This window comes from Ruegeria sp. BC5 (assembly GCF_056539205.1).
The window spans coordinates 155,206-179,226 of sequence record NZ_JBQFUN010000001.1; the positions used below are offsets into that span (position 1 = coordinate 155,206).

Genomic DNA, 24,021 nt, shown 5'->3' on the forward strand with positions numbered 1-24,021 from the left:
CCCCTGACTAGCCTAGGCCAGACTTATGCCGGTAGATCGCGGTCCTGAGCTTCCAGCGAGCCTTTGCGCGGTGTGCCGTCAGCCTCGGCCGGCAGTTCGATATCGGCGCAGGTACCTGCATCGACCAGAGTCCAGGCGTTGCCCTGATAGTCTACGGTCGAGGTGCCCGCGCAGGTTGTGCCGGGGCCCGCGGCGCAGTCGTTCTGACCGGCCAGCGAAATGCCATAGCATTTCTCTTTGGCTTGTGCGGTGGCAGTTGTGGCTGCGCCCGAAACGGCGGCTGCGACTGCGGTTGCGATAACCAGTGATTTTGCGGTGTTCGACATCTCGGTAATCCCTTTTGATGACTGCGTATGTCTGCTTGTGACAATGACAAAGGTAGTGGCTTGCGGCCCAGAGTTGAATTCACGAGCCCGTGTCTCACAAGCCCGTCAGGGCGCACAATGCCCCCTTGTAAGTTAATATACTGTTTTTGAATAAGAAAAGAGGAAATATTTCAATTCGGCCCCAAAAGCGGGGCCGAATTCATGGCAATTCCATGCCGAATGTTACAACAGATCCGGCGGTGTCGCGGCCTGTGAAAGCTCATTTGTTACAGCTTCAAGCGATTGAACCTGCGTTTGTTTTTCGCCCAGCCGGCGAACGCTGACGGTGCGTTCGTCAACTTCGCGATGACCGACGGCCAGAATGACCGGAACCTTGCCGACCGAATGTTCGCGAACCTTGTAGTTGATCTTTTCGTTGCGGATGTCTGCCTCGGCGCGGACACCGGCGGCCTTGAGCGTCTCAACCACTTCGGCCACATAATCATCGGCTTCTGACGTGATCGAGGCGACGACGACCTGACGCGGGGCCAGCCAGAACGGCAGCTTGCCTGCGTGTTCTTCGATAAGAATGCCGATGAAGCGTTCGAACGAGCCCAGCGTAGCCCTGTGCAGCATGAACGGGCGGTGCTTGGCGCCGTCGGCACCGATAAAGCTGGCATCCAGCCGCTCGGGCAGGTTGGGGTCCACCTGCAGGGTCCCGCATTGCCATGTCCTGCCGATCGCGTCGGTCAGAGTGAACTCCAGCTTGGGCCCATAAAACGCGCCTTCGCCTTCTAGCAGCTCATACTCATATCCGGCGGCCTTACAGGCATCGCCCAGCGCCTTTTCGACCAGATCCCAGCTTTCATCCGACCCGATCCGTTTTTCCGGACGAGTAGACAGTTTGATCGTCCAGTCATGGAAGCCCAGATCGGCATATACCTTAGACAGGAAGGCAATGAACTTGGCGGTCTCGGATTCGATCTGATCCTCGGCACAGAAGATGTGACCATCATCCTGTGTGAATCCACGCACGCGCATGATTCCGTGCAGCGCGCCCGAAGGCTCATAACGGGCACAAGACCCGAATTCGGCCATTCGCAACGGCAGATCACGATAGGATTTCAGGCCCTGATTGAACACCTGCACGTGACAGGGGCAGTTCATCGGTTTCAGCGCGTTGATTGCCTTTTCGCGGGCATGTTCCTCGTCGACTTCGACGATGAACATGTTTTCCTGATATTTGTCCCAGTGGCCCGAGGCCTCCCAAAGTTTGCGGTCGACAACCTGAGGCGTGTTCACCTCGACATATCCATCGCGCTCCTGCATCCGGCGCATATAGTCCTGCAGGGTGGTGTAGATTTTCCAGCCGTTCGGATGCCAGAAGATTTGGCCGGGGGCCTCTTCCTGCATGTGGAACAGGTTCATCTCGCGGCCCAGCTTGCGGTGATCGCGCTTGGCGGCCTCTTCCAGCATGTGCAGGTGAGCTTTCAGCTTTTCCTTGCCGGTGAAGGCCACGCCATAGATACGCTGCAGCATCGCGCGGTCGCTGTCACCGCGCCAATAGGCACCGGCGATGGACATCAGCTTGAACGCATCGCCTGGAACCTGACCGGTATGCTGCAGATGCGGGCCGCGGCACAGGTCCTGCCAGTCGCCATGCCAATACATGCGCAGCGGCTCGTCGCCCGGAATGGCGTCGATCAGTTCGACCTTATAGGGCTCGTCATTGGCGGTGTAGAAATCTATCGCACGCTGACGGTCCCAGACTTCGGTGGTCACGGGGTCGCGCTTGTTGATGATTTCCTTCATCTTTTTTTCGATCAGGCCAAGGTCTTCGGGCGTGAAAGGTTCCGCCCGATCAAAGTCATAATACCAGCCATTTTCGATGACGGGGCCGATGGTGACCTTGGTATCGGGCCAGATTTCCTGTACCGCGCGAGCCATGATGTGCGCCAGGTCGTGGCGGATCAGTTCATTGGCCTGAACCTCATCCTTCATGGTGTGAATGGCGATATCGGAATCGGATTCGATGGGCCATTGCAGGTCCCAGTGCTGGCCATTCACCGTGGCCGAGATGGCCTTTTTCGCCAGCGAGGTCGAGATATCGGCAGCCACCTGCGCGGGCGTTACGCCTGCGTCATAAGAACGTGCATTGCCATCGGGAAAGGTGAGTGAGACGGATTTTGCATCCAGGGCCATATCGGCTCTCCTCGTCGGTTTGGCGCCCACTGAACGCCCGGTTGCGGGTTATGGTGTCCGGCTCATGTGGCAGGTGCAGCAAAACCTGTCAAGTGTCGAAGGAAGCAGGACTGACGCTGCGAGACTGCAAAAATCGGGAATTGCGACCACTGGTCTGCCGTGCATGATGTGATGCAAATGGAAAGAGGGTTTCATGGCAGCTACGGAATTTCTGATCACCGCAAAAGACCGGCGGTTGGCCTATCACAAAAGTGAGGGCCATGGCCCGACCGTCGTTTTTCTGGGCGGGCTCAAATCTGACATGGAAGGCACCAAAGCGGTGCACCTGGAAGACTGGGCACAGGCGCGCGGGCAGGCGTTTTTGCGGTTCGACTATTCCGGTCATGGTGAAAGTTCCGAGAAATTCACCGATGGCTGTATCGGCGATTGGCACGAAGATACGATTGAGGCTGTGGCAGCCTTGACCGAAGGGCCGTTAATCGTTGTCGGATCATCCATGGGCGGGTGGCAGGCGCTGTTGCTTGCCAGAACGATACCCGAACGGATCGCTGGTATGGTGACCATTGCCGCCGCGCCTGATTTCACTGAGGACGGCTATTGGGCGTCGTTCAGCGCCGAACAAAAGGCTGCGCTAGATAGTGTTGGGCATGTGGAACTGCCCTCGGATTATATGGAACCCTACATCATCACCAAGCGGATGATCGAAGACGGGCGTCAACGGTTGGTGCTGCGCGACGCGCTAGACCTGCCTTTCCCGGTGCGCTTTCTGCAGGGCACGGCGGATACGGCGGTGTCCACCGAAACGGCTGTGCGGTTGCTGGAACACGCCAGTGGGCCAGATATGCGTTTATTGCTGGTCAAAGACGCAGATCACCGGTTCTCGGACGGCCCCTGTCTGGGGTTGATCGAAAATGCGGTGCTTGAGGTGATGGAGGCCAGCTGATGCAGCGCTTTGGGTGGTTTCTTGGGCGTCTGCTGCTGGCACTGATTGTTGTCGGTGGCCTGATCTATTGGTTCGGGCCGCGTGAACAGGTCGACCTGCATCCCCGCTTTGATCCGCGCAAATTCGGCGAAGGGGTTCAGGTCTACTTTGAAAGCACAGAATCCGCCTATGACGACATCGTGCCCGGAGTGGAAAAGCGCGTGGTCTGGCAAGACGGGTTCAAAGAACAACGCACGCCTGTTTCGGTTCTCTATGTGCATGGCTTTTCGGCCTCGTCCGAGGAAATCCGTCCGGTGCCGGATAAGGTGGCCGACGCACTGGGGGCCAATCTGGTCTATACGCGCCTGAAGGGACATGGTCGCGATGGCCCGGCAATGGCCGGAGGGACGGCTACGGGCTGGATGCAGGATATGGCCGAGGGGTTGGCCGCGGCGCGGGCCGTTGGCGACAAGGTTGTTGTCATCTCAACCTCGACCGGCGGAACGCTGGCCGCAGCAGCAGCGTTAGATGAAGAACTGAGCCAAGACGTGGCGGCTTTGGTCTTTGTGTCTCCGAATTTCGGGGTGAACACACCGGGCGCGTGGATTCCCGGCTTGCCCTGGGCGCGGAAGTGGCTGCCCTTGGTGATGGGGGAGGAACGGAATGTCTCTGGCCCGGACCCGGAGGTAAACACCTATTGGACCTCGGTTTACCCGTGGGAGGCTGTGGTGCCGATGACCCTGTTGGTCGAGGCTGTCTATGCCTTGGACTTCTCGAGCGCGCAGATTCCAGCGCTGTTTTGGTTTTCGGATGACGATCAAGTCGTGCGTCCTGACCTGACGCATAAAATGGCCGAAAGATGGGGTGGACCGAAGACGGTCAATCTGGTGACAATGGGGCCAGGGGATGATCCAGCGTCGCATGTGATCGCGGGTCGGTTGATGTCCCCGGGGCAGACGGACGCGACTGTTGCAGGTATTCTGGACTGGCTGAGTGAGCAGGGGATCGAATAGTGGACCAGCGAGTGAGCTTGATCACAGTTGGGGTGGATGACCCCGAGCTTGCCGCCGGGTTCTATGAGGACATGGGTTGGAAGCGGGTCAGCAGCCCCGACGGGGTAATTGCCTTTGACCTTATCGGTCAGACTTTAGGATTGTACCCGTTGTCTGCATTGGCTGAAGAGATCGGAGTTGACGTAGACTCTTTGGGTCATGGTGCGCTAACGCTCAGCTACAATTGCCGATCAAAGGACGAGGTTGCGCAGGTGTTGGACAAGGCCGGAGAAGCCGGAGCCGAGATATTGAAACCGGCATCTGATGTTTTCTGGGGCGGGCATCATGGGTATTTCCGCGCCCCCGATGGGACGATCTGGGAAGTGGCCTTCAATCCCTTCTCTGCGCTTGCACCGGACGGTGCCTTTTGCTGGAACGGGTATGGGTAATGCGCAAGCCGGGCAGCATGTGGAGCCTTGAAACGCTTGGGCGTGTACGTCTGTCCCGGCATTTCTTCATGCGGGAATTCCTGTATTCTGAGATTGGAAATTTCCATGAAAAGCAAAACCTTCCAGACAATCCTGACCTTGCCATCGAAACGGGGCGCGCCTTTTGCCAGACCCTGCTGGACCCGCTTGAGGAAACCTTTGGACGTATCGCGGTCCGGTCCGGGTATCGGTCACCCTCGTTGAATCAATTCGGGAATGAGAACCGATTGAACTGCGCCCGCAACGACAACCCGTTGGAATGCCATATCTGGGATCGGGGCGAAGGGGATGCCCGGATCGCCGGGGCGTCAATCGTCATCCCTTGGTTCGCCGATCAATACGATGCGGGACGTGATTGGCGTGATTTGGCGTGGTGGATGCACGATCATCTGGACTATTCCGAAATCTGGTTCTTTCCCAAGCTCTGCGCCTTTAATCTGGTGTGGAGGCCACACCCCCATCGCCGGATCGACAGCTATATTGCGCCGCGGGGGTGTATGCTGCGCGCCGGGGCTGAGCCGGGCGAAGACCTGAAAACCCGTCGCAACCGATATGCAGATTTCCCGCCTTTCCGGGACATCAAATATCCCTGAAGTTTAACTTGCCCGAACCTGCAAAACCCCTCATCCTGAGTGCAAAGAGCATTGCTTATAAAGTTGAAGTGTTGCGAGGCCCCGCGTGATCGAGCCGCTGGTTTTACTGCCTGAAATGATGTGCGACGCACGGTTGTTTGAACCCCAGATCAACAGCTTGTCGCGGCAGCGCGCGGTTACGGTTGCACCGATTTCACTGGGCGAACGTATCGAAGAGATTGCGTCGTCCCTTCTGGATCAACTGCCGCGACGATTTGCGCTAGCTGGGTCGGGTATGGGGGGCGTGGTTGCGCTGGAGCTGGTTCGGCGCGCGCCGGATCGGGTGTCGCGTCTTTGCCTGATGGCGACGGATGCGCAGGCCGATACACCTCAGACCGCGGCGGCGCGGGAAGAGTTGTTGGTCGCCACGAAAATGGGTCGGCTGGAAGAGGTGATGCGTCGGATAATCAGCTCGAACACGTTGGCACCGGGACCGCGGCGCATACCCATTCTGAACGATTTGGTCGCAATGGCGCTGGATCTGGGGCCCGAGGTGTTCGAACGTCAGATTCGCGCTTTGCAACGGCGTCCCGATCAGCAAGGTGAGCTGCGGCGCATCAAGGTGCCAACACTGGTTCTGTCCGGCGCGCATGACATCCTTACACCGCTGCGCAAACATACCTTTATGTCCGAACTGATACCGGGTGCCGATTTGAAAGTTATTGACGAGGCCGGGCACCTGCCGACGCTCGAAGCGCCCGATTTCGTGAATGACGCGCTGACACAATGGCTAAGCGCACCCGCTCGCGCAGCTTACGTGTAGAATTTCGCGCGCTCAGTCTTGCAGAGTATCGTCGGTGCGACCACAGGTTTGCCGTCGCCTAGGTCAAAAAATGGCGTGTTTCTCCAGCTTCCGGACAGCCACGATTTGCTGAGGCGCGTCAGCATCCCAACCGCTGCATAGCGCAGTTTTTCATGCGATTGCTTGCCGTTCGGCTGCGGAACAAAGCCACGGGTTGTGATCGGACCAAGCCCGCTTGGATCGGAGATGCGCTTGACGTCGAACCCCGCAAAAGGAAACTTCGCGGTCCGCGCGGTAGTCGCCAGCGGCGCATTGCAGCAACTGGTATACCACCGGAACATCCCTTTGGGGCTTAGCTGCATCAGCGCAAGTTTTTCCGAGCCCCCTTCGAAGCAGATCTCCTCTGGGCTCATCTGTAGGATGTTGACATGGCCGGGAGCTGGATCGGGTTGACCGAAGTACAGCTGTGCTGCGCGGCAGTCGCGGCAAAAGCAACCGACATGGGTGCCCGAATGCACTCCTTCAGCGGTGATATGCCCGTGCAAAGTACCGCATTCGCAGGAGAAGGGCATTGGGTGGGCCGCTCTCCTACGCATTTTTGTCAGGCGATCTTGTTCTTATTGGCGGCCCGGCGTTGTGGTTTGCGGGCGTTGGCGGTCATGAAGTCGATCACCAGTGGCCGGATATTGTCACGCCAGCTGCGTCCGGCGAAAATGCCATAGTGCCCGGCTGCTGGTTCAACATGACTGGCCTTCTTCGATGCGGGCAAACCGGTGCAAAGGTCCAACGCAGCGATACACTGGCCGGGGGCCGAGATATCGTCATTTGCGCCTTCAACCGTCTTGACCGCAACATTGGTGATTTTGCCGATGTCCACCTTGTGGCCCGCGACGACGAATTCGTTCCGCGCAATTTCGCGGTTCTTGAACACACGCTCAACCGTCGACAGATAGAATTCGGCGGTCATGTCCATAACGGCCAGATATTCATCGTAGAAACGGTTATGCGCATCATGGTCCGAAGCTTCGTCTTGCATAACGCGCTGAATCTGCTCTGAGAACGCTTTGGAATGACGCTCTGCGTTCATCGACATAAAGGACGCTAGCTGCAACAAGCCGGGGTAGACCATGCGGCCAACGCCTTTGTACTTGAAGCCGACACGCTGGATCATGGTCTCTTCCAGCTGCCCCATGGTGACGCGGCGGCCAAAATCGGTCACATCGGTCGGGGTGGCATCGGGGTCTACCGGTCCACCTATCAGGGTCAGCGTGCTGGGTTGCGCTTTGGGCTCAACCTCGGCCAGATAGGCCGTGGCGGCCAGAGTCAGCGGTGCAGGTTGACAAATCGCCACCACATGAGTGTCGGGACCAAGTTCTTTCATGAAATCGACAAGATAGAGTGTATAGTCCTCTACATCGAACTTGCCTTCGGAAACAGGAATGTCGCGCGCGTTATGCCAATCAGTGATATAGACTTCGCAATTCACCAGCAGGCTTTTCACCGTCGAGCGCAACAACGTCGCATAATGCCCGGACATCGGCGCCACCAGCAACACCTTGAGGGGCTGTTCCTCGCGCCCATTGACCCGGAAATGCACCAGATCACCAAAGGGACGTTCGACAACGGTCGTGATATCGACCAGATGGTCTTTGCCATCCTCGCATGTAAAAGTGCGTATGCCCCAGTCCGGTTTGACGATCATCCGTTGGAAAGTACGTTCGGTGACATCACCCCAGGCAGCCATCATACTAATTGCGGGGTTGGGAATCATGGAAAACGCGGGGTAGGATGCGATTGCGCTGGCAGTTGCGCCCATCCATTGGTTGGTATTGCGCATCGTTTCCATCAGGTCGTATGTCATCATGTAGCGCATGGAAAAAGGGGCCTCCTAGATGTCAGCCAATAAGATTGGACCATTCGCCGCTTTGCCCCCCGACACCCACGACGTTATTCTGCGTAGCAGCGAGGTTAGGGGGGAATTGTTAAAATGACAACAAGTGAAGATCAGATGCCAGAACTGACCGAAGAAAACGTTGAACGCCTTAAAGAAAATATGGAAAAGGTCGAGGCGCTTTCGAAGCGGCTGATCGAAGTCATGTCGGCCAAAAAGCCTCATACCCCCGCTTTGGACGGCCCGAATCAAGAGCTTTTCGCACGAGCAGCAACAGCTTATTGGGCCGAAGCTTGGCAAAATCCGGCAAAATTGCTGGAACAACAGATAGAATACTGGGGCAAGTCGGTTCTGAACTTCGCCGAAGCCCAAAAAGCAATGACCACGGGCGAGGCTGACGATGACCAGCCCAAACCCCAGGACAAGCGTTTTTCCAACCCCTTATGGGAAACCAACCCCTATTTCCGTCTGATCCGGCAGCAATACCAGACCAACGCAGAAGCCATCGCGCAGGCCGTGGCCTCGGTTGAGGATCTGGATGCCAAGGACAAACGCCGCCTCAAATACTTCTCGCAGCAGATTGTCGACATGATGTCCCCCACGAATTTCCTGGCGACCAATCCAGACGCCCTGCAAAAGGCGGTTGAAACCGAAGGGCAGTCATTGATCAAAGGGCTGGAAAACCTTGTCTCGGATCTTGAGGCCAATGACGGCGAGCTGGTTGTCAAACTGGCCGATGAAAGCGCGTTTGAGGTCGGCGGCAATCTGGCGACCACTCCGGGCGATGTGGTCTATCGCAATCGTATGATGGAACTGATCCAGTACAAACCCGCGACTGAAACGGTGTATGAAACACCGATCGTGCTGTTCCCGCCCTGGATCAACAAGTTCTATATCCTTGACCTTAAGGCCCAGAACAGCCTGATCAAATGGATCACTGAAAAAGGCTATACACTGTTTGTGGTCAGTTGGATCAATCCTGATGAAAGCTATGCGGATGTTGGGATGGAAGATTATATCGAAGATGGCTTTCTGACCGCGATCGAAGAAACTAAGAAAATCTGCAAGGTCAAGCAGGTGAACGCGATTGGTTATTGCATTGCTGGTACTACTCTAAGTTTGACCCTGGCGTTGCAGAAGCAGCGCGGCGACAAGTCGATCAAATCGGCCACCATGTTTACTGCGCTGACGGATTTTTCCGAACAGGGCGAGTTTACGCCATTTCTGCAGAACGACTTCATCGACGGGGTTGAAGCAGAGGTAAACAAAGAAGGCATTCTGCGCTCATGGATCATGGGGCGCACCATGTCCTTCCTACGTTCGCGCGATCTGGTCTACGGTCCAGCCATCCGCAGCTATATGCTGGGCGAGATGCCGCCAGCCTTTGATCTGCTGTACTGGAATGGGGACGGGGCCAACCTGCCTGCCAAGATGACGGTGCAATACCTGCGCGGGCTATGCCAGCGCAATGAGTTCGCCGAAGGCGGGTTCGAACTTCTCGGGCACAAGCTGCATGTCAGTGACGTGGACGTGCCGTTGATGGCGATCACCTGTCAGACGGATCACATTGCTGCTTGGAAAGACTGCTATCGTGGTGTGCAAAAGATGGGGTCACGTTCCAAGACTTTTGTCGTCTCGGAATCCGGTCACATCGCAGGCATCATCAACCCGCCCAGCAAGAAGAAATACGGCCACTACACCAACCCCGATCTGAAGGTGGACGCGGACACCTGGATGAAAGAGGCCGACTTCCACGAAGGTTCGTGGTGGCCCCTGTGGGAGGCCTGGTTGAAGAAGCGATCCGGCAAGCAGGTTCCTGCCCGCGATACCGGCGATTCGGATCACCCACGGCTTGTGCCAGCACCCGGGACCTATGTGGTGGCCGATCCAAACAACTGATTTCATTTTGAAACTTAAAATTTTCTGCAATGCAGCAAGAAAAAACTTGCAATGCTGCATTGCAGCAATCATATTGTCCTCAAGCTGATGAAAGCCGGGGTGGGCCCGGTTCGGCAAAAAGGATTAGGACAATGGCAAAGACTCAAGACTTTACCGCGACCCTGAAAGACATGATGGGTGCATTCCCCGTTGACACCACCGCTCTGGAAGGTGCCTTCAAATCGACCGCTTCGCTGAACGAAAAGCTTTCCGGTGTTGCTCTGGAAGCAGCAGAGAAGTCGGCTGAAATCTCGAACAAATGGACCAAAGACACACTGTCCAAGCTGACCGAGATGTCGAAAGCAAAGGCCGAGCCTGCTGAATACGCAAAAGCCGCAACCGACTTCGCAAGCGCGTCGGCTGAAGTTGCCGCTGAAAACATGGCTGCTTTCGCTGAAATCGCGAAAAAACTGCAGACTGAAACCGTCGAGCTGCTGATGGCTGCTGGTAAAGACGCTGCTGAAGAAGCAACCGTTGCTGTTCAGAAAGCCACCAACGACGTGACTGCTGCTGCCAAAAAAGCTGCAGCCACCAAGTAAAATTTGGGCGCGAGGCGCACCCACTCCTCCCATTTGGTGCAATCGCGCAGGGCAGGTCTTAGGACCTGCCCTTTCTTTTTGTTCTGCGGTCGCATAATCTCTGCTGCAACGCATCATCCTTGGGGAGGGCAAACGGTGCCAGAACAAGAAAAACCGCTGTTGATCAAGCGCTATGCAAGCCGCAGGCTGTATAACACCGAGACCAGCGACTATGTTACGCTCGAAGATATCGCGACCTTCATCCGCGATGGGCGCGAAGTGCAGATCATTGACCTGAAATCTGGCGACGATCTGACCCGGCAATATCTACTGCAAATCATCGCCGAACACGAAAGCCGGGGTGAAAATGTGCTGCCGGTCAACGTGCTGAACGATCTGGTGCGCAGCTACATGATTCCGGGTGGCGGGATGATGCCGCAATTCCTGCAAAGTTCATTTGAAATGCTGCGCGAAAGCCAGAGCAAGATGATGGAGAATATGAATGCCATGAACCCGATGTCGCAGATACCGGGTTTCGAAGCCATGCAGGCGCAGCAACAGGCATTCCTCAAGGCGATGACCGGGGGGCTGTCAGGCAATTGGTCAGGCCCAGAAGAAGGTGAAGATGCCAATTCGGAATCGAAAGAAGATCTGGATGACATCAAAAAGCAGCTGGCTGAGTTGCAGAAAAAGCTCTCCAAGTTGAACTGACGTCTGTTGTGTTGCGCTGGCTGGTCCTGAGTGTTGCGGTGCTTTGGGCCCACCCGGTGTCATCACAGGGCGTTTTTTCAGAAGGCTGGTCTGCGGTTTGCACGATGGGCACCCAATCCGAAGAAGGGTGCGATGCCATTCGTGCGCGCGAGATCCTGGATGCGGATCAGCCCCCATGGCGTGCCATTGGGCGCCTCAATTTCGCCAGCAGGGATCGGCGGTCACATTGTACTGGCGTATTAGTGTCTGACCGGCTGGTCCTGACTGCTGCGCATTGCCTGTACAATTCCCCACGCAAACGCTGGATACCGCCCTCTAGCATCCGGTTTGCCGCTGGCTATCAACGCGGAGAGGTCACGGCCGTTGCGGGTATCGATGGGTATAAGTTGCATCCGGAACAAGGCGCTGACGGGGCGTTCGACGACCGTACCGAATTGGACTGGGCGGTTCTGGAATTGACCGAGCCTATTGGTCAAACGGTTGGTTATCTGCCGTTGGCATCTGCGTTGACGCCTTCGTCGTTTGTTGCGGGGTATTCCGGTCTTCGGCCTCATGTCCTCAGTCGGACTTTGACCTGTGCGCCGCGTCCGCTTGAAGGTGGAATGGTCTTGTCGCTGTGCCCGGTCATGATGGGAGATTCCGGTGCGCCGCTTTTAGTGGACACGCCGACCGGCCCCCAAGTCGCGGCGATCCTGTCGCGTGTGGGTGTAACCCCCGAGGGGATTACAGCCCTGTTTCTGTCGACCGAGTTGTTTGACCTCGATCCGTAAGCCTTATCAAGTTCCGTAGACGGGAACCGGACCGGTCACCTCGCCGACCGAAGCCAGTAGAATATCGGCGATCACGTCTAGTTCTTCCTTGGTCAGCCGTACAGGCAGACGGACGTCGCACGCTTTCATCAGCATGTCCCGTGTCTGCGGCAAGTCGAACTTCTCGGGCAGGAATTGCCAGTTCCAGAAGGCGCGGGCGTTGTCTTCGCTCAGGCCGAAAACCTGAACTTTGACACCGCGTGCCTCTGAAGCCGCCGCAAAGGCGCGGATTTCGGCCTCATTCATTCCGACCAGATTGAACTGGATCGAATCCGGCGCCCGGCGTTCGGGTGTCAGGGGGGCAGGGACGTCGATATGGGACGAGGTGTTCAGCCGTTCGGCCACGTAGTCGTGGTTAGACAGGCCATCCCGCACACGCCGCGCCAGTTCGGGGATCTGCGGTCGGATCACGGCAGCGCTCAGGTTGCTCATCCGCAGGTTATACAGCGGCAACTGGTTCTGCCAGCGGGCAAAGGCCTGCTCCAACTCGGGCGAGTTGTCGCCATGCGGAGTTTTGTGCTTTTTCCAGTTATGCTCATAAGCACCCGACATGATCACGGCCTGGGCCACCAGGTCGGCATCGTCGGTGATCAGGATGCCGCCTTCCCCCGCGTTGATCATCTTGTAGGACTGGAATGAAAAGCACCCCACCTTGCCGATGGTGCCAATGTTCTGCCCATGCCAGGTTGTGCCCAGCGAATGAGCCGCATCCTCGATCACCGGGATGTCGCGTTCGTTGCACAGCGCCATGATGGCATCCATGTCGGACGTGTGGCCGCGCATATGGCTGATGATTACGGCCTGTACGCCGTCCAGCTTGGTGGCGAAATCTTCCATGTCGATGCGATAATTCTCGCCGACCTCACACAGCACCGGAATGCAATCCGCATGCACGACAGACGAGGGCACGGCAGCAAAGGTAAAGCCGGGGATCAGAACCCGTGCATCCCGAGGCAAGCCCAACGCTTTGAGAGACAGGAACAATGCGGCCGAGCACGATGACACGGCCAACGCGTATTTTGTTCCCAGCAAAGCGGCAAATTCCGCCTCGAGCAGAGCCACCGGCGCATCCTGTGGCGCGGTATAGCGAAACAGGTCTCCCGATTGCATCAGAGCGTCGATGGCTTCTTTTGCAGCTGCGGGGATGGGTTCGGCGTCATGAACGTTTGGAGGAAGCGTCATATTTGATTTTCCCAAATTCTAACTTTGGGAAACGTAAAGCTAAACGAAAAGTAATCCAACCCCTCAATCGCCATGTGGGCAAAATTTCACCAATCCGTCACAATCAAAGGGTCACTGGTTGGCTTGCAATATGCCCCAGGTAATTGTTTTGAGCTTGCAACTTTTGAGAAAGTAAGGTGCCAATTACCCAACTTTTGCGTTGCTCTAGGTTGCAAGGTGGGATCACTATTTTGATTATCGGACGGTTCATATTTCTCTTGGCGCTATTAACGTACGCGCCAGTGGCAAATGCTCAGTTTGTTCTGTCAGACGGCGTGGAAGTGGCTCCGCTTGAGATATTTCAGGAATGCTATGTTTGCCCTGAAATGATTGCCTTGCCTTTGGGTGAATTTCTGATGGGTGGCCCTCCGGGTGAATCGAAACTGCATTATAATTTCGATAAAGAGGGCAACTGGATACGTACCACCCCAGAATTGTCCTACAGCTCGATTCACGAAGGGCCGGTTCACAAGGTCACGATAGACTTGCCCGTGGCGATGGGCCGAAACGAAATCACCTACGATCAATGGATGGCTTGCATGGATGATGGTGGTTGCGGAGGGTATGAGCCGGAGGACTTTATTCGGTTACCCAAATCACAGCGCGCAAAGGTCATTGGAAACCATCCAGTTATCATGATTTCTTATCTGGACGCTGTTTCGTACACCGATTGGCTAAACAGTAAAGTGGGGAAGGATGTCTATCGCTTACCGACAGAGGCTGAATGGGAATACGCCGCGCGCGCCGGGACGCAGACCCCTTTTGCACAAGGCGAGGAAGTCACAACCGATCAGGTGAACTTTCTGGGAAGCGCAACAGAGATCATGCTGGGGGAAGAGCGCCCAGACCTCGTGTCCCGCGGAGTCCCAGTACCGGTGGATTTGCTGGACGCGGCCAATGCCTGGGGCCTGCGCCATATGTCCGGCAATGTTGTGGAAGTAACGATGTCCTGCAGGACGGATCAATATGCCGGTTGGGAGACGTCCAGCCTTTACCTGGAAAAGGCACTTGAACCCAATTGTGAAAGACGCGTCACACGGGGTGGAGCGTACTATGCCGCAATGGACGCCTCACGTGTCGCTGGACGAGGGAGTGGTTTGGAAAGCTCTCGGACAGCCGGGGCAGGGTTCCGTGTCCTGAGAGAATTTAAGTAATCAGGTTTGCCTGAGTTCACACCCCTAACCGATCCCTCAGCGCAAACCATGTCATCGCCAACACCAGCAGCGGGCTGCGCAGGGCAGGACCGCCGGGGAAGGGCAGGGCGGGGACGCGGGCCATGGTGTCAAAGCCTTCGGCTTGTCCTTGGAGAGCCATTGCCATCAGCTGACCGGCATGGGTAGCCGTGCCGACACCGTGGCCGGAATAGCCCGAGGCGGACAGGATATTCGGTGCAACCCGCGCCAGATAGGGCATGCGACGCATGGTGATGGCCAAAGTGCCGCCCCAGGCATAGTCGATCTTCACATCCTGCAGATGCGGGAAGATCTCTGTCATCGGTTTGCGCACTTTGGCGGCAATGTCGCTAGGGAAGCGATAGCCATAACTCTCACCACCGCCAAACAGCAGTCGGCCATCCGCGCTGAGGCGGAAGTAATTAACCACGAATTTCGTGTCGGCGACCGCAACGTCCTGCGTCAGGGCGCGGGCGGCGTCGGCCCCCAATGGCTCGGTCGCCGCGATGAAGTTGTTGATCGGCATGACCCTTGACGCCACCCTGCGGTTCAGATCGCCCAGATACCCATTGCAGGCCAGAATAACGTGGTCGGCGGTGACCGTTCCGTTCGCCGTCTGCACCTTGGCAGGTTGGCCTTCCTCAATCCCGGTCACCTCGGTGCTTTCAAAGATGCGCACCCCGGCCTTTGCCGCGGCTTGTGCCAGACCCAAGGCAAAGTTCAACGGGTGCAGGTGTGCCGCGCCCATGTCCAGATACCCGCCTTTGTAAGAGGGCGATGGGCACAGCGCGTGGCCGGCGGCCTCGTCCAATAATTCGATCTGATCGTAACCGTAACGGCCGGATAGATGTGCGGCATGTTCGTGCAGGTCTTGCTGCTCGCCTGCGCTGAGGCCCAGAACGGCAACGCCCGGTTTCAGGTCGCAGTCGATCTGGTGCTTAGCGATGAGCGATTTGACCAGATCTTTTGCGTCCTCTGCCAGATCCCATAGCTTGGCCGCATCATCGTTTCCAACCAACCGCTCGAGGTCTTCCTGGTCCATACGCTGGGCGCTTCCCAACTGACCACCGTTGCGACCGGACGCGCCGAACCCCACACGGTGCGCCTCAAGCAGCACCACGTTGAGCCCGGCTTCGGCCAAATGCAGCGCGGCGGACAGGCCGGTGTAGCCTGCACCAACGACACAGACATCGGCTGTCTCGTCTTTGCGGAGTGCCGGAAACCGATCCACCGGGTTGGCCGTCGCCGCATACCAACTGGCCGGATACTCGGCCTTGCGGTCGTTGGAATAGAGCAGGTTCATCGCGCACCTCAAACGTTCAGCAGCAGATGCTCACGCTCCCACGGAGAGATCACCTGCAGGAATTCCTCGTATTCTGCGCGTTTGACGATGCTGTAGACGCGGGCGAATTCTGGGCCAAGGACCTCATGCAGGGCGTCGGCCTCATCAAACAGGTCAAGCGCGCTGCCCATAACCTGTGGGATATCGCCTTCGCCTTCATAGGCGTCGCCATAGAATTGACGGCGGGGACGTTCCTGCTGTGTCAGGCCGAGATAGCCACAGGCCAGCGACAGCGCGATGCCCAGATAAGGGTTGCAGTCCATCCCGGCGATACGGTTTTCGACCCGCCGCGCCTCAGGCCCGGACAGGGGTACGCGGATACCGGTGGTGCGATTATCACGTGCCCATTCCAGATTGATCGGTGCGGCGTGGTCTTTCACGTAGCGACGGTAGGAGTTCACGTAAGGCGCCATCACGGCCAGCCCGGCGGGCAGGTGGTTCTGCAGCCCGGCAATGAAGTTATAGAACGCGTCCGTCTCACCGCCCTGTGGACCAGAGAATATGTTTTGCCCGGTCTCAGTATCGATGATCGAGTGGTGGATATGCATGGCCGAGCCCGGCTCATCCTCGATTGGCTTGGCCATGAAGGTGGCAAAGCAATCGTGACGCAAAGCGGCTTCGCGGATCAGGCGTTTGAAGTAGAACACCTCATCCGCCAGCTTGACCGGATCGCCATGGCGTAGATTGATTTCCAGCTGACCCGCGCCGCCTTCTTGCGTGATGCCGTCGATCTCAAACCCTTGGTGTTCGGCGAAATCATAGATGTCGTCGATCACCGGGCCGAACTCGTCCACCGCCGTCATCGAATAGGCCTGACGAGCCGCCGCCGGACGCCCCGAACGCCCCATCATCGGCTTGATCCCCTGCGCCGGATCGACATTGCGGGCGACCAGAAAGAACTCCATTTCAGGCGCGACAATCGGCTTCCAGCCCTTGTCGTGATACATCTGCACCACCCTTTTCAGCACGTTGCGGGGACTGAAGGGGATCGGCTCTCCATCCCGGTCATAGGCGTCGTGGATCACTTGCAGTGTCCAGTCGCCCGTCCAGGGCGCGGCTGAGGCGGTCGAAAAGTCAGGCTTGAGGATCATGTCCCGTTCGATAAACCCATCCTCGCCGGCGGCCTCACCCCAATCACCTGTGATGGTCTGGTAGAAAACGCTGTCAGGCAGATGGAAATAGGCCTGCTTTGCAAATTTTGAGGCGGGCACAGCCTTACCACGGGCGATACCGGGTAAGTCCGAGATGATGCATTCAACCTCATCCAGCCGTTGGCCGTCGATATAAGTTCGGGCTGCCTGTGGCAGTTGATCTTTCCAGTCGGCCATCAGGCCCTCTCTTTCTTCAGAAACTCGGCCATCAACTGCCCGATCTTCGGATTGTCATTCTGGGCGGGCAGGCGGTTGGCTGCCGCCTCCATCAGTGCATCGGGCACAACGCCTTTTCCGCGTGTGTTCATGAGGCCCTGAATGAAGGCATCGCCGTATTCCGGATGCGCCTGCACCGTCCAGACGTTGTCGCCATAGGCCACCATCGCGTTATGGCAGAATGTGTTTGTGCCCAACACGCGCGCGTCTTCGGGCAATTCAATCACCTGATCCTGATGCCAGGCGTTCAGCGTTATGGTCTGGCCGTCATATTCATAGTCCGTGCGTCCAACGGCCCAGCCGCCTTGGAATTTCTCGACTTTCCCGCCAAGCGCCTGCGCAATGATCTGGTGGCCGAAACAGACGCCGATCAGGGGGCGTCCGCTTTGGCGAATGGCGCGGATCAGATCTTCAAGAGGCGGTATCCACGGGTGGTTCTCATACGCGCCGTGGCGCGAGCCAGTGATGACCCAGCCATCGGCCTGAAACTCATCTTTTGGGAACTGCCCGTCCACGACAGCGAAGGTTTCATAGGTAAAGCCATTGCCGTCCAGAAGCGCGCGAAACATCGCGTCATATTCGTCGAACTGGTCCTGCAATACGTCAGGAGGGTGGCCGGTCAGTAGGATGCCGATTTTCATGGGTCACCAAATTTGATCAAATTTATTCTAGCCCACCGGGTTCACGCGGGCAAGAGGGTCATACCGCTTCCAGATAGCTTAGCCAGTGTTCTTCCGCCGGGCGGTCGGCAAAGCGGCGCATTTCCTGCCGCTTGGTCATGGCGAAAAAGCGGATCAGATCGGCGGGGAAGATGCGCGCTACGTTCGGGTCGGTTTCGAACGCGGTAATGGCTGTACCCCAATCTGCCGCCAGTTGCGGCAAGCCGTCGATCTCATATGCATTGCCCGAGATTGGGGCGGGGGGTTCGGTCTCGTCCTCGATCCCGTTCAGCGCGGCACCCAGCACGGCCGCCAGCATCAGATAAGGGTTGATGTCGCCGCCCGCGACGCGATGTTCGATCCGCCGCGCGGCAGAGGCACCGCCGGGAATGCGAAGGGCGGCGGTGCGGTTTTCATAGGCCCAACTGGCACCGGTCGGGGCGTGCGCGCCGGGTATAAGGCGCGTGTAGGAATTGCCGTGGGGCGCAAATATCAGCGTGCAGCCCGGCATCGCCGACAGACATCCGGCAACGGCCCAGCGCAGCAGATCAGTGCCCTCAGGCCCGCCATTGTCGAATACGTTTCGGCCTTCCTCATCAACGACCGAAAAATGCACGTGCATCCCGTTGCCCGCGTCATCGGCGTACGGTTTCGACATGAATGTGGCCGTAAACCCATGTTTGCGGGCAAGGCCACGCGTCAAGGTCTTGAAAAGCCACGTATCATCGGCGCAGCGCATGGCCTCCTGATGGTTCAGGTTGATCTCGAACTGGCCGATGCCGCTTTCGGATATCGCTGTTTGGGCTGGGATGCCCATTGCCGCGCACCCGTCGTAGAGATCGGTGAAGAACGCGTCGAACGCGTCCATCTCGGCCATGGACAACACCGCCTCATCCGCCAGCCGCCGATCTGTGACCGGGTTGATTGGAGGCTGCGGCTGGGGGCCGGATGCGTCCAGCAGAGTGAACTCCAGTTCGGTCGCTGCGATGACAGACCATCCGCGCTGAGCATAGCGTTCCAGCACCGCAGTCAGCGCATGGCGGGGATCACCTGTAAAGGGTACACCTGCGTCATCATGCAAGCACATCGGGACCAGCGCGGTGTCTGCTTCCAGCCAAGGCATCGGCACCGGCCCGCGGTCCGTCGGTAGCAGCATTCCATCGGCGTCACCGGATTCAAAGACCAGCGGGCTGCCGTCGATATCCGCGCCCCATAGATCCACATTCAACGCGGAAAAGGGCATCCGCACCGCGCCTTTAGTCAGCTTGTCGGCATATGAGGGCGGCACTCGCTTGCCGCGCATCTGACCGTTTAGGTCACATGCAGCAACGCGAAAACTGTGCAGGGCGCTCAGGTCCATCGGGGTCTCCATCCTTCGAGTTACCCGAGATGTAATGGGTTAAACGCGCCTTGTCACTAAATTTGATCAAATTATTGCCGCGGTGGTTTTGCAGCAAGTTGCTCCGCGCCAGAGGGGGACGGCGCGGAGCAGGGGCTTTAAACGAAGCTGACGCCGTTTTCAGCCATTGGCAGTTCGGCTACGTGCGTGCCTGACAATGCGTTGATTGCATTGGCCAACGCCGGTGCCGAGGGTGGGGTGCCCGGTTCGCCAACACCTGTGGGTGCCTCGGCTGATGGAACGATATGTACGTCAATCGCGGCGATGTCGCCAATCCGCAGCGGCTCATAATCCGGGAAGTTGAATTGATCCACAGTGCCATCTGTCAGCGTGATCTGATCGCGCATGACATGCCCGATGCCGTAACCGATGCCGCCTTCCATCTGCGCGCGCACCACATCAGGGTTCACCGCAATGCCACAATCGACTGCACAGGTGACCTTTTCGATCTTGATGCCGTTTTCCGGATCGCCCGATACCTCGACAACCTGAGCTGCATAGGAACCAAAGGACTTGTGAACTGCGATACCCTGCGCGCGACCTGCAGGCGCGTTGCCCCAGTTGCCTTTTTCAGCCGCCAGTTTCAGAACCGTAGCTTTGCGTGCCTGATCCGGGTTGCTGGCGTCGGCAAGGTGCAACAGTCGGAACTTCACCGGATCGCGCCCTGCGGCCTCGGCAACTGCATCCATCATCGTCTCCATGACATAGCCGGTGTGGGTGTGGCCCACAGAGCGCCACCACAGTACCGTCGTTGCCTTCGGCGTGTCGGTCAGCCCAAGCGCCATTCCGGGGATGGCATAAGGACTGTCGGCGATACCTTCGATCGAGCTGTGGTCGATCCCGTCATGCACCAGAACGGACTCGAACGGCGTGCCCTTGATGACCGATTGGCCAGCCACCTGATGTTGCCAGCCAACGATGTCGCCATTGGCATTCAGGCCCACACGGACCTTGTGACCAAAGGCAGGGCGGTAATAGCCGCTGCGGATGTCATCCTCACGCGTCCAGACCAGCTTAACCGGGCGCGAGCGGTCGGTGACCACAAAGGCCAGCGCTGCCTCGACTTGGTAATCCGCATCAGGTGTCGCGCGACGCCCGAACGACCCGCCTGCCAGCATCGTCTTGATGTGAATCTTTTCGGGCGGCAGTTGGAAGATTTGCTGATACGCCATGTGCGGGCCGGTCGGCATTTGCGCACCGTCATGCAAGACGATGTCGCCCTCGGCGGTTTGTTCGATGGTGCAGTTCAGAGGCTCCATCGGAGCATGCGCCAGCAGCGGGAAGTAAAAGGTCTTTTCGATGACCTTGTCTGCCCCGTCGATTGCTGCTGCGACTGCTGCGAAGTCCGCCTTGTTCACGTTATAAGTTGGTTCGGCATCCAGTGCGGCCATGATCTCGGCCTTGATCTGATCCGAATGGCGGGTTTCCGCGCCCGACATATCCCAATCAACCTCAAGCGCGTCACGCGCCTGGATCGCGTCCCAGGTGTTTTCGGCGTAAACCGCGACCCCTGCCTGATTGGGCAGAACGGCGGCTGAGATATAGCCTTTGACTTCTTTCGACGCGCTGTCGTCAAAGCCGTTGGCGATACCGCCTTTTGACACAGGGCGCTTGATCATGGCGACCATCTGGTTTGGCAGGTGAACGTCCATGGCGTACATGGCCTGACCGTTGCCTTTGATGGCAGAATCCTTGCGGCGCACGGATTCGTTGCCGATCAGACGGAATTCCGATGGGTCTTTCAGGCGCGGCTCGGCGGGCGCGTCTAGCTGAGAGGCCGCAGCCACAAACTCGGCAATCGGGGCGGATTGGTCGCCCGCTTTGACGATGCCCTCGTCGATGGTGATACCTGCGGCATCCACGCCCCAGCTTTGGGCGGCGGCGGCGATCAGCATTTCGCGCGCGGCGGCACCAGCCTGACGATATTGCATCCACGAATTCGCCATCGCGGTCGACCCGCCGGTGCCCTGAAAGGGGCCGAACAGAAGGTTGTTGTAAACCTGCGCGTTAGATGGCGCGAATTCGTAGTTGATCTGATCCATGCGAAGACCGATTTCTTCGGCGATCAACGTCGGCAGGCCGGTTGCGGGACCCTGACCTTTTTCAAAGTGTTTGACGATGGCCGTCACTGTTCCATTCGCATCAATCTTGACGAAGGGGTTGAATTGCGCAGTCTCGGATGAGGTCGCAGCCAGCACGCCATCGGCACGCGCACCAACCAGCAGAACAGCACCGGCAGCGGCGGCCCCTTTCAGAAACCCACGGCGAGAGGTGTTGATGGTCATAGATCAGGCCTCCAGAATTTCGGACGCGCGCTGAATGCCGGCGCGAATGCGTTGATAGGTGGCGCAGCGGCAGGCATTGCCGTGCATGTAATCGTCAATCTCTTCGACGGATGGGGTGGGATTTTCGGACAACAGCCCAACGGCCGACATCACCTGACCCGATTGGCAATAGCCGCACTGAACGACGTCCAACTCAACCCAGGCCTGCTGAACGGCGGCGCCGATCTTGTCATTGCCGACGGCCTCGATTGTGGTGATCTCGGCATCTTCGACGTCTTCGATATAGGTCTGGCACGAGCGTACGGGCTCGCCATTCAGGTGTACGGTGCAGGCACCGCACGAGGCGACGCCGCAGCCGAATTTGGTTCCAGTTAGTTTTAATTCATCCCGGATTACCCACAGCAAGGGCGTGCCGGGTTCGGCGTCAACCGTGTGGGTTTCGCCATTCAGTTTCAATGTCAGTGCCATGAGGGGACCTTCCGTGTTGGGCTGGTTACCTGAGTCGGTAAACTGGCGCGTTTACTAGTGGCACAGAATATCGCCATTGTAAACTCCTGCGTTTACCTAGGATTTGACCGCCCCCTGTCAATAGGTCTATAGCTCTGACATGACCGAATGCAGCGCACCGAATGCGACCAAATACGCGCAGATCATCGAAGCTGCTGTGGCCGAGTTCCAGGACAAGGGCTTTGCCGCAGCCAGCATGGATCGCATCTCGGCGCAGGCCGAGGTGTCTAAGCGTACGCTGTATAAGTATTTCGAAAGCAAGGAAAACCTGTTTCGCTCGATTGTGATCGAGCTGTCCAGCCGCTTTGCCGAAGTGGTCGAAATCCGGTACAAAAAAGGCCGTGATATTCGCGAACAACTGACCGAACTGGCCTGGGCCGAAGGGCGCATCCTGATGATGCCGGATGTGATGGCGATGTCCCGGATGGTGATCAGCGAAACCTTGCGCAGCCCGGCCCTTGCTGCCGAGGCGACGGGCAAACTAGACAAAACTGCCGCCTTCATCGGCATGATGCGGGATGCAGCCGAGGACGGGCAATTGCGGATCGACGATCCGGAACAGGCGGGGCGCGAATTCATCGGCCTGATCAAAGCGCGCGCATTTTGGCCCCTTTTGTTCACCGGGTCTGTGCTGAGCGAGGCCGAAATGGCCGAAACCATCGAAAACAGCGTCGAAATGATGATCAGCCGTTATGCGGTGTGAGGGTCAAAACCCGTCACATATCATCCGCCCTGGCTGAGATTCGTCACGAAACTGACAATTTGGCATTCCGAGTGGCACTCGATCCCGAAATAGTGCTACAGGGCTGTTCTGAAATGATCCCCTGAGGAACAAGGCCAAGACGGGCGCGGAAAGTATGTCGAATTTAGCAGAAAACACAGCCCTGAAAGGGGGTGGACTTAGGCGCGCGGCCCGTCTGTCCGTTGCCCCCATGATGGACTGGACGGATCGGCACTGTCGCTATCTGCACCGGCTGCTCAGTGGGCAGGCGTTGCTTTACACGGAAATGGTGACGGCCCCAGCGCTGGTGCGCGGTGGGGCGATGCATTTGCTGAGATACAGCCCTCAGGAACACCCCGTAGCGCTGCAACTGGGCGGGTCCGACCCAAAAGAATTGGCGCAGGCAGCGCAGCTTGGGACCGAGGCGGGCTATGATGAAGTCAACCTGAACTGCGGCTGCCCTTCGGATCGGGTGCAGTCCGGCACGTTTGGGGCGGTTTTGATGAAGGACCCGGGCCGGGTTGCCGAATGCGTATCTGCTATGTGTGAGGTTGTGGATGTTGACGTGACGGTCAAATGCCGGATCGGCGTGGATGAACAAAACCCCGAAGAGGTTCTGCCAACATTTCTGGACCAAATCCGCGCGGCCGGTTGCGAACGGGTGACAATCCACGCGCGTAAGGCTTGGTTGCAGGGTCTCAGCCCCAAGGAAAACCGCGATATTCCGCCTTTGGATTATGATCTGGTTCACCGGATGAAGGCGGCATTTCCCGATCTGCATATCTCGATCAATGGGGGCATTACCTCTCTGGATCAGGCGCGAACGCATCTTGAGGCAGGGTTGGACGGCGTCATGATCGGGCGCGCGGCCTATCATCAGCCGACCGACATTTTGGCGGAAGCCGACCCGCTGATCTACGGCACCGGGCAGGCCGCTGATCCCGTCGAAGTTGTGCAGAAAATAGTTCCCTATGTCGAGGCTCACCTTGTCGAAGGGGGCCGGTTGCACCAGATCACTCGTCATATGCTGGGCTTGTTTGCCGGTCGCCCCGGTGCGCGGGCCTGGCGGCGGGCCTTGTCCGAAGGCGCGGTGCATGAGGGCGCGGGCCCCGAGGTGATGTTGCAGGCACTGGAGCGCGTGGCGCCTCTGGTCGAGGTTTGAGCGGATCAAGTTACGGCCACAGGCCGCTATGGGGGG

General features: G+C 57.8%; 23 protein-coding genes. 12 read left to right on the plus strand and 11 right to left on the minus strand.

What is annotated here, in order from left to right:
- Positions 1 to 23: 23 nt before the first annotated feature.
- Both ACR0LY_RS00825 and thrS read right to left on the minus strand, forming a co-directional pair.
- Positions 24 to 326 carry a BufA1 family periplasmic bufferin-type metallophore gene (locus ACR0LY_RS00825; RefSeq protein WP_170349161.1) on the minus strand — a complete coding sequence of 101 codons (303 nt, stop codon included), beginning with the start codon at positions 324 to 326 and terminating at the stop codon, positions 24 to 26.
- A 222-nt stretch (positions 327 to 548) separates the two neighbouring features.
- Positions 549 to 2,507: a threonine--tRNA ligase gene (thrS, locus tag ACR0LY_RS00830; RefSeq protein WP_170349160.1), complete on the minus strand. Its 1,959-nt coding sequence runs from the start codon at positions 2,505 to 2,507 to the stop codon at positions 549 to 551.
- Positions 2,508 to 2,700: 193 nt separating this feature from the next.
- Here thrS and ACR0LY_RS00835 point away from each other — a divergent pair, with 193 nt between their 5' ends.
- The 5 genes from ACR0LY_RS00835 to ACR0LY_RS00855 all read left to right on the plus strand — a co-directional run bounded on the left by ACR0LY_RS00835 (position 2,701) and on the right by ACR0LY_RS00855 (position 6,304).
- Positions 2,701 to 3,450, plus strand: coding sequence for an alpha/beta hydrolase (locus tag ACR0LY_RS00835; protein ID WP_170349159.1), 750 nt, complete (start codon positions 2,701 to 2,703; stop codon positions 3,448 to 3,450).
- Positions 3,450 to 4,442: an alpha/beta hydrolase gene (locus tag ACR0LY_RS00840; protein WP_170349158.1), complete on the plus strand. Its 993-nt coding sequence runs from the start codon at positions 3,450 to 3,452 to the stop codon at positions 4,440 to 4,442. The genes ACR0LY_RS00835 and ACR0LY_RS00840 overlap by 1 nt, the downstream gene beginning before the upstream one ends.
- Positions 4,442 to 4,870: a VOC family protein gene (locus ACR0LY_RS00845; protein ID WP_170349157.1), complete on the plus strand. Its 429-nt coding sequence runs from the start codon at positions 4,442 to 4,444 to the stop codon at positions 4,868 to 4,870. Before ACR0LY_RS00840 ends, ACR0LY_RS00845 begins: the two co-directional genes overlap by 1 nt.
- Positions 4,871 to 4,887: 17 nt before the next feature.
- Positions 4,888 to 5,502 (plus strand): hypothetical protein, encoded by a 615-nt coding sequence (locus ACR0LY_RS00850; RefSeq protein WP_170349434.1) that lies wholly within the window; start codon positions 4,888 to 4,890, stop codon positions 5,500 to 5,502.
- 85 nt (positions 5,503 to 5,587) lie between these two features.
- A complete protein-coding gene (locus tag ACR0LY_RS00855) occupies positions 5,588 to 6,304 on the plus strand; it encodes an alpha/beta fold hydrolase (RefSeq protein ID WP_170349156.1) in 717 nt (238 codons plus the stop codon).
- On the opposite strand, the gene ACR0LY_RS00860 is transcribed toward ACR0LY_RS00855, so the two are convergent.
- A complete protein-coding gene (locus ACR0LY_RS00860; RefSeq protein ID WP_254440177.1) occupies positions 6,295 to 6,855 on the minus strand; it encodes a DUF6151 family protein in 561 nt (186 codons plus the stop codon). The two genes, ACR0LY_RS00855 and ACR0LY_RS00860, sit on opposite strands and share 10 nt — an antisense overlap.
- A gap of 29 nt (positions 6,856 to 6,884) precedes the next feature.
- Complete coding sequence (gene phaZ, locus ACR0LY_RS00865; RefSeq protein WP_170349154.1) at positions 6,885 to 8,156, minus strand: polyhydroxyalkanoate depolymerase; 1,272 nt, start codon at positions 8,154 to 8,156, stop codon at positions 6,885 to 6,887.
- Between the two features lie 114 nt (positions 8,157 to 8,270).
- Between phaZ and ACR0LY_RS00870 the strand changes: the two genes are divergently transcribed.
- From ACR0LY_RS00870 to ACR0LY_RS00885, 4 genes are all read left to right on the plus strand, one after another.
- Positions 8,271 to 10,073: a PHA/PHB synthase family protein gene (locus ACR0LY_RS00870; protein WP_170349153.1), complete on the plus strand. Its 1,803-nt coding sequence runs from the start codon at positions 8,271 to 8,273 to the stop codon at positions 10,071 to 10,073.
- 131 nt (positions 10,074 to 10,204) lie between these two features.
- On the plus strand, positions 10,205 to 10,651 hold the full coding sequence (locus ACR0LY_RS00875) for a phasin family protein (protein ID WP_170349152.1): 447 nt from the start codon (positions 10,205 to 10,207) through the stop codon (positions 10,649 to 10,651).
- Positions 10,652 to 10,786: 135 nt separating this feature from the next.
- Positions 10,787 to 11,341, plus strand: a complete 555-nt coding sequence (phaR, locus tag ACR0LY_RS00880; RefSeq protein WP_170349151.1) for a polyhydroxyalkanoate synthesis repressor PhaR — start codon at positions 10,787 to 10,789, stop codon at positions 11,339 to 11,341.
- A 104-nt stretch (positions 11,342 to 11,445) separates the two neighbouring features.
- Entirely contained in the window at positions 11,446 to 12,111 is a 666-nt protein-coding gene (locus ACR0LY_RS00885) for a trypsin-like serine peptidase (RefSeq protein ID WP_254437179.1), read from the plus strand.
- 6 nt (positions 12,112 to 12,117) lie between these two features.
- Here the strand turns inward: ACR0LY_RS00885 and ACR0LY_RS00890 are convergent, their stop codons facing one another.
- A complete protein-coding gene (locus ACR0LY_RS00890) occupies positions 12,118 to 13,332 on the minus strand; it encodes a DegT/DnrJ/EryC1/StrS family aminotransferase (RefSeq protein ID WP_170349150.1) in 1,215 nt (404 codons plus the stop codon).
- Between the two features lie 257 nt (positions 13,333 to 13,589).
- Between ACR0LY_RS00890 and ACR0LY_RS00895 the strand changes: the two genes are divergently transcribed.
- Positions 13,590 to 14,525, plus strand: a complete 936-nt coding sequence (locus tag ACR0LY_RS00895; RefSeq protein WP_480640443.1) for a formylglycine-generating enzyme family protein — start codon at positions 13,590 to 13,592, stop codon at positions 14,523 to 14,525.
- A 16-nt stretch (positions 14,526 to 14,541) separates the two neighbouring features.
- Here the strand turns inward: ACR0LY_RS00895 and ACR0LY_RS00900 are convergent, their stop codons facing one another.
- From ACR0LY_RS00900 to ACR0LY_RS00925, 6 genes are all read right to left on the minus strand, one after another.
- Positions 14,542 to 15,846, minus strand: coding sequence for an NAD(P)/FAD-dependent oxidoreductase (locus tag ACR0LY_RS00900; RefSeq protein WP_170349148.1), 1,305 nt, complete (start codon positions 15,844 to 15,846; stop codon positions 14,542 to 14,544).
- 8 nt (positions 15,847 to 15,854) lie between these two features.
- The gene (locus tag ACR0LY_RS00905; protein WP_170349147.1) at positions 15,855 to 17,213 is read right to left on the minus strand and encodes a glutamine synthetase family protein; all 1,359 of its coding nucleotides are present in this window, start codon (positions 17,211 to 17,213) and stop codon (positions 15,855 to 15,857) included.
- Positions 17,213 to 17,893, minus strand: a complete 681-nt coding sequence (locus tag ACR0LY_RS00910) for a type 1 glutamine amidotransferase (protein WP_170349146.1) — start codon at positions 17,891 to 17,893, stop codon at positions 17,213 to 17,215. Before ACR0LY_RS00910 ends, ACR0LY_RS00905 begins: the two co-directional genes overlap by 1 nt.
- A 58-nt stretch (positions 17,894 to 17,951) precedes the next feature.
- Positions 17,952 to 19,271, minus strand: coding sequence for a glutamine synthetase family protein (locus tag ACR0LY_RS00915; protein ID WP_170349145.1), 1,320 nt, complete (start codon positions 19,269 to 19,271; stop codon positions 17,952 to 17,954).
- Positions 19,272 to 19,408: 137 nt separating this feature from the next.
- Positions 19,409 to 21,595 carry a xanthine dehydrogenase family protein molybdopterin-binding subunit gene (locus ACR0LY_RS00920; RefSeq protein ID WP_170349144.1) on the minus strand — a complete coding sequence of 729 codons (2,187 nt, stop codon included), beginning with the start codon at positions 21,593 to 21,595 and terminating at the stop codon, positions 19,409 to 19,411.
- Positions 21,596 to 21,598: 3 nt separating this feature from the next.
- Positions 21,599 to 22,063 carry a (2Fe-2S)-binding protein gene (locus tag ACR0LY_RS00925; RefSeq protein ID WP_170349143.1) on the minus strand — a complete coding sequence of 155 codons (465 nt, stop codon included), beginning with the start codon at positions 22,061 to 22,063 and terminating at the stop codon, positions 21,599 to 21,601.
- Between the two features lie 139 nt (positions 22,064 to 22,202).
- On the opposite strand from ACR0LY_RS00925, the gene ACR0LY_RS00930 reads away from it, so the two are divergent.
- Together ACR0LY_RS00930 and dusA are read left to right on the plus strand one after the other, a co-directional pair.
- Positions 22,203 to 22,805 (plus strand): TetR/AcrR family transcriptional regulator, encoded by a 603-nt coding sequence (locus ACR0LY_RS00930; RefSeq protein WP_170349142.1) that lies wholly within the window; start codon positions 22,203 to 22,205, stop codon positions 22,803 to 22,805.
- A gap of 154 nt (positions 22,806 to 22,959) precedes the next feature.
- Positions 22,960 to 23,985 (plus strand): tRNA dihydrouridine(20/20a) synthase DusA, encoded by a 1,026-nt coding sequence (gene dusA, locus ACR0LY_RS00935; RefSeq protein WP_170349141.1) that lies wholly within the window; start codon positions 22,960 to 22,962, stop codon positions 23,983 to 23,985.
- The last annotated feature ends 36 nt before the right edge of the window (positions 23,986 to 24,021 follow it).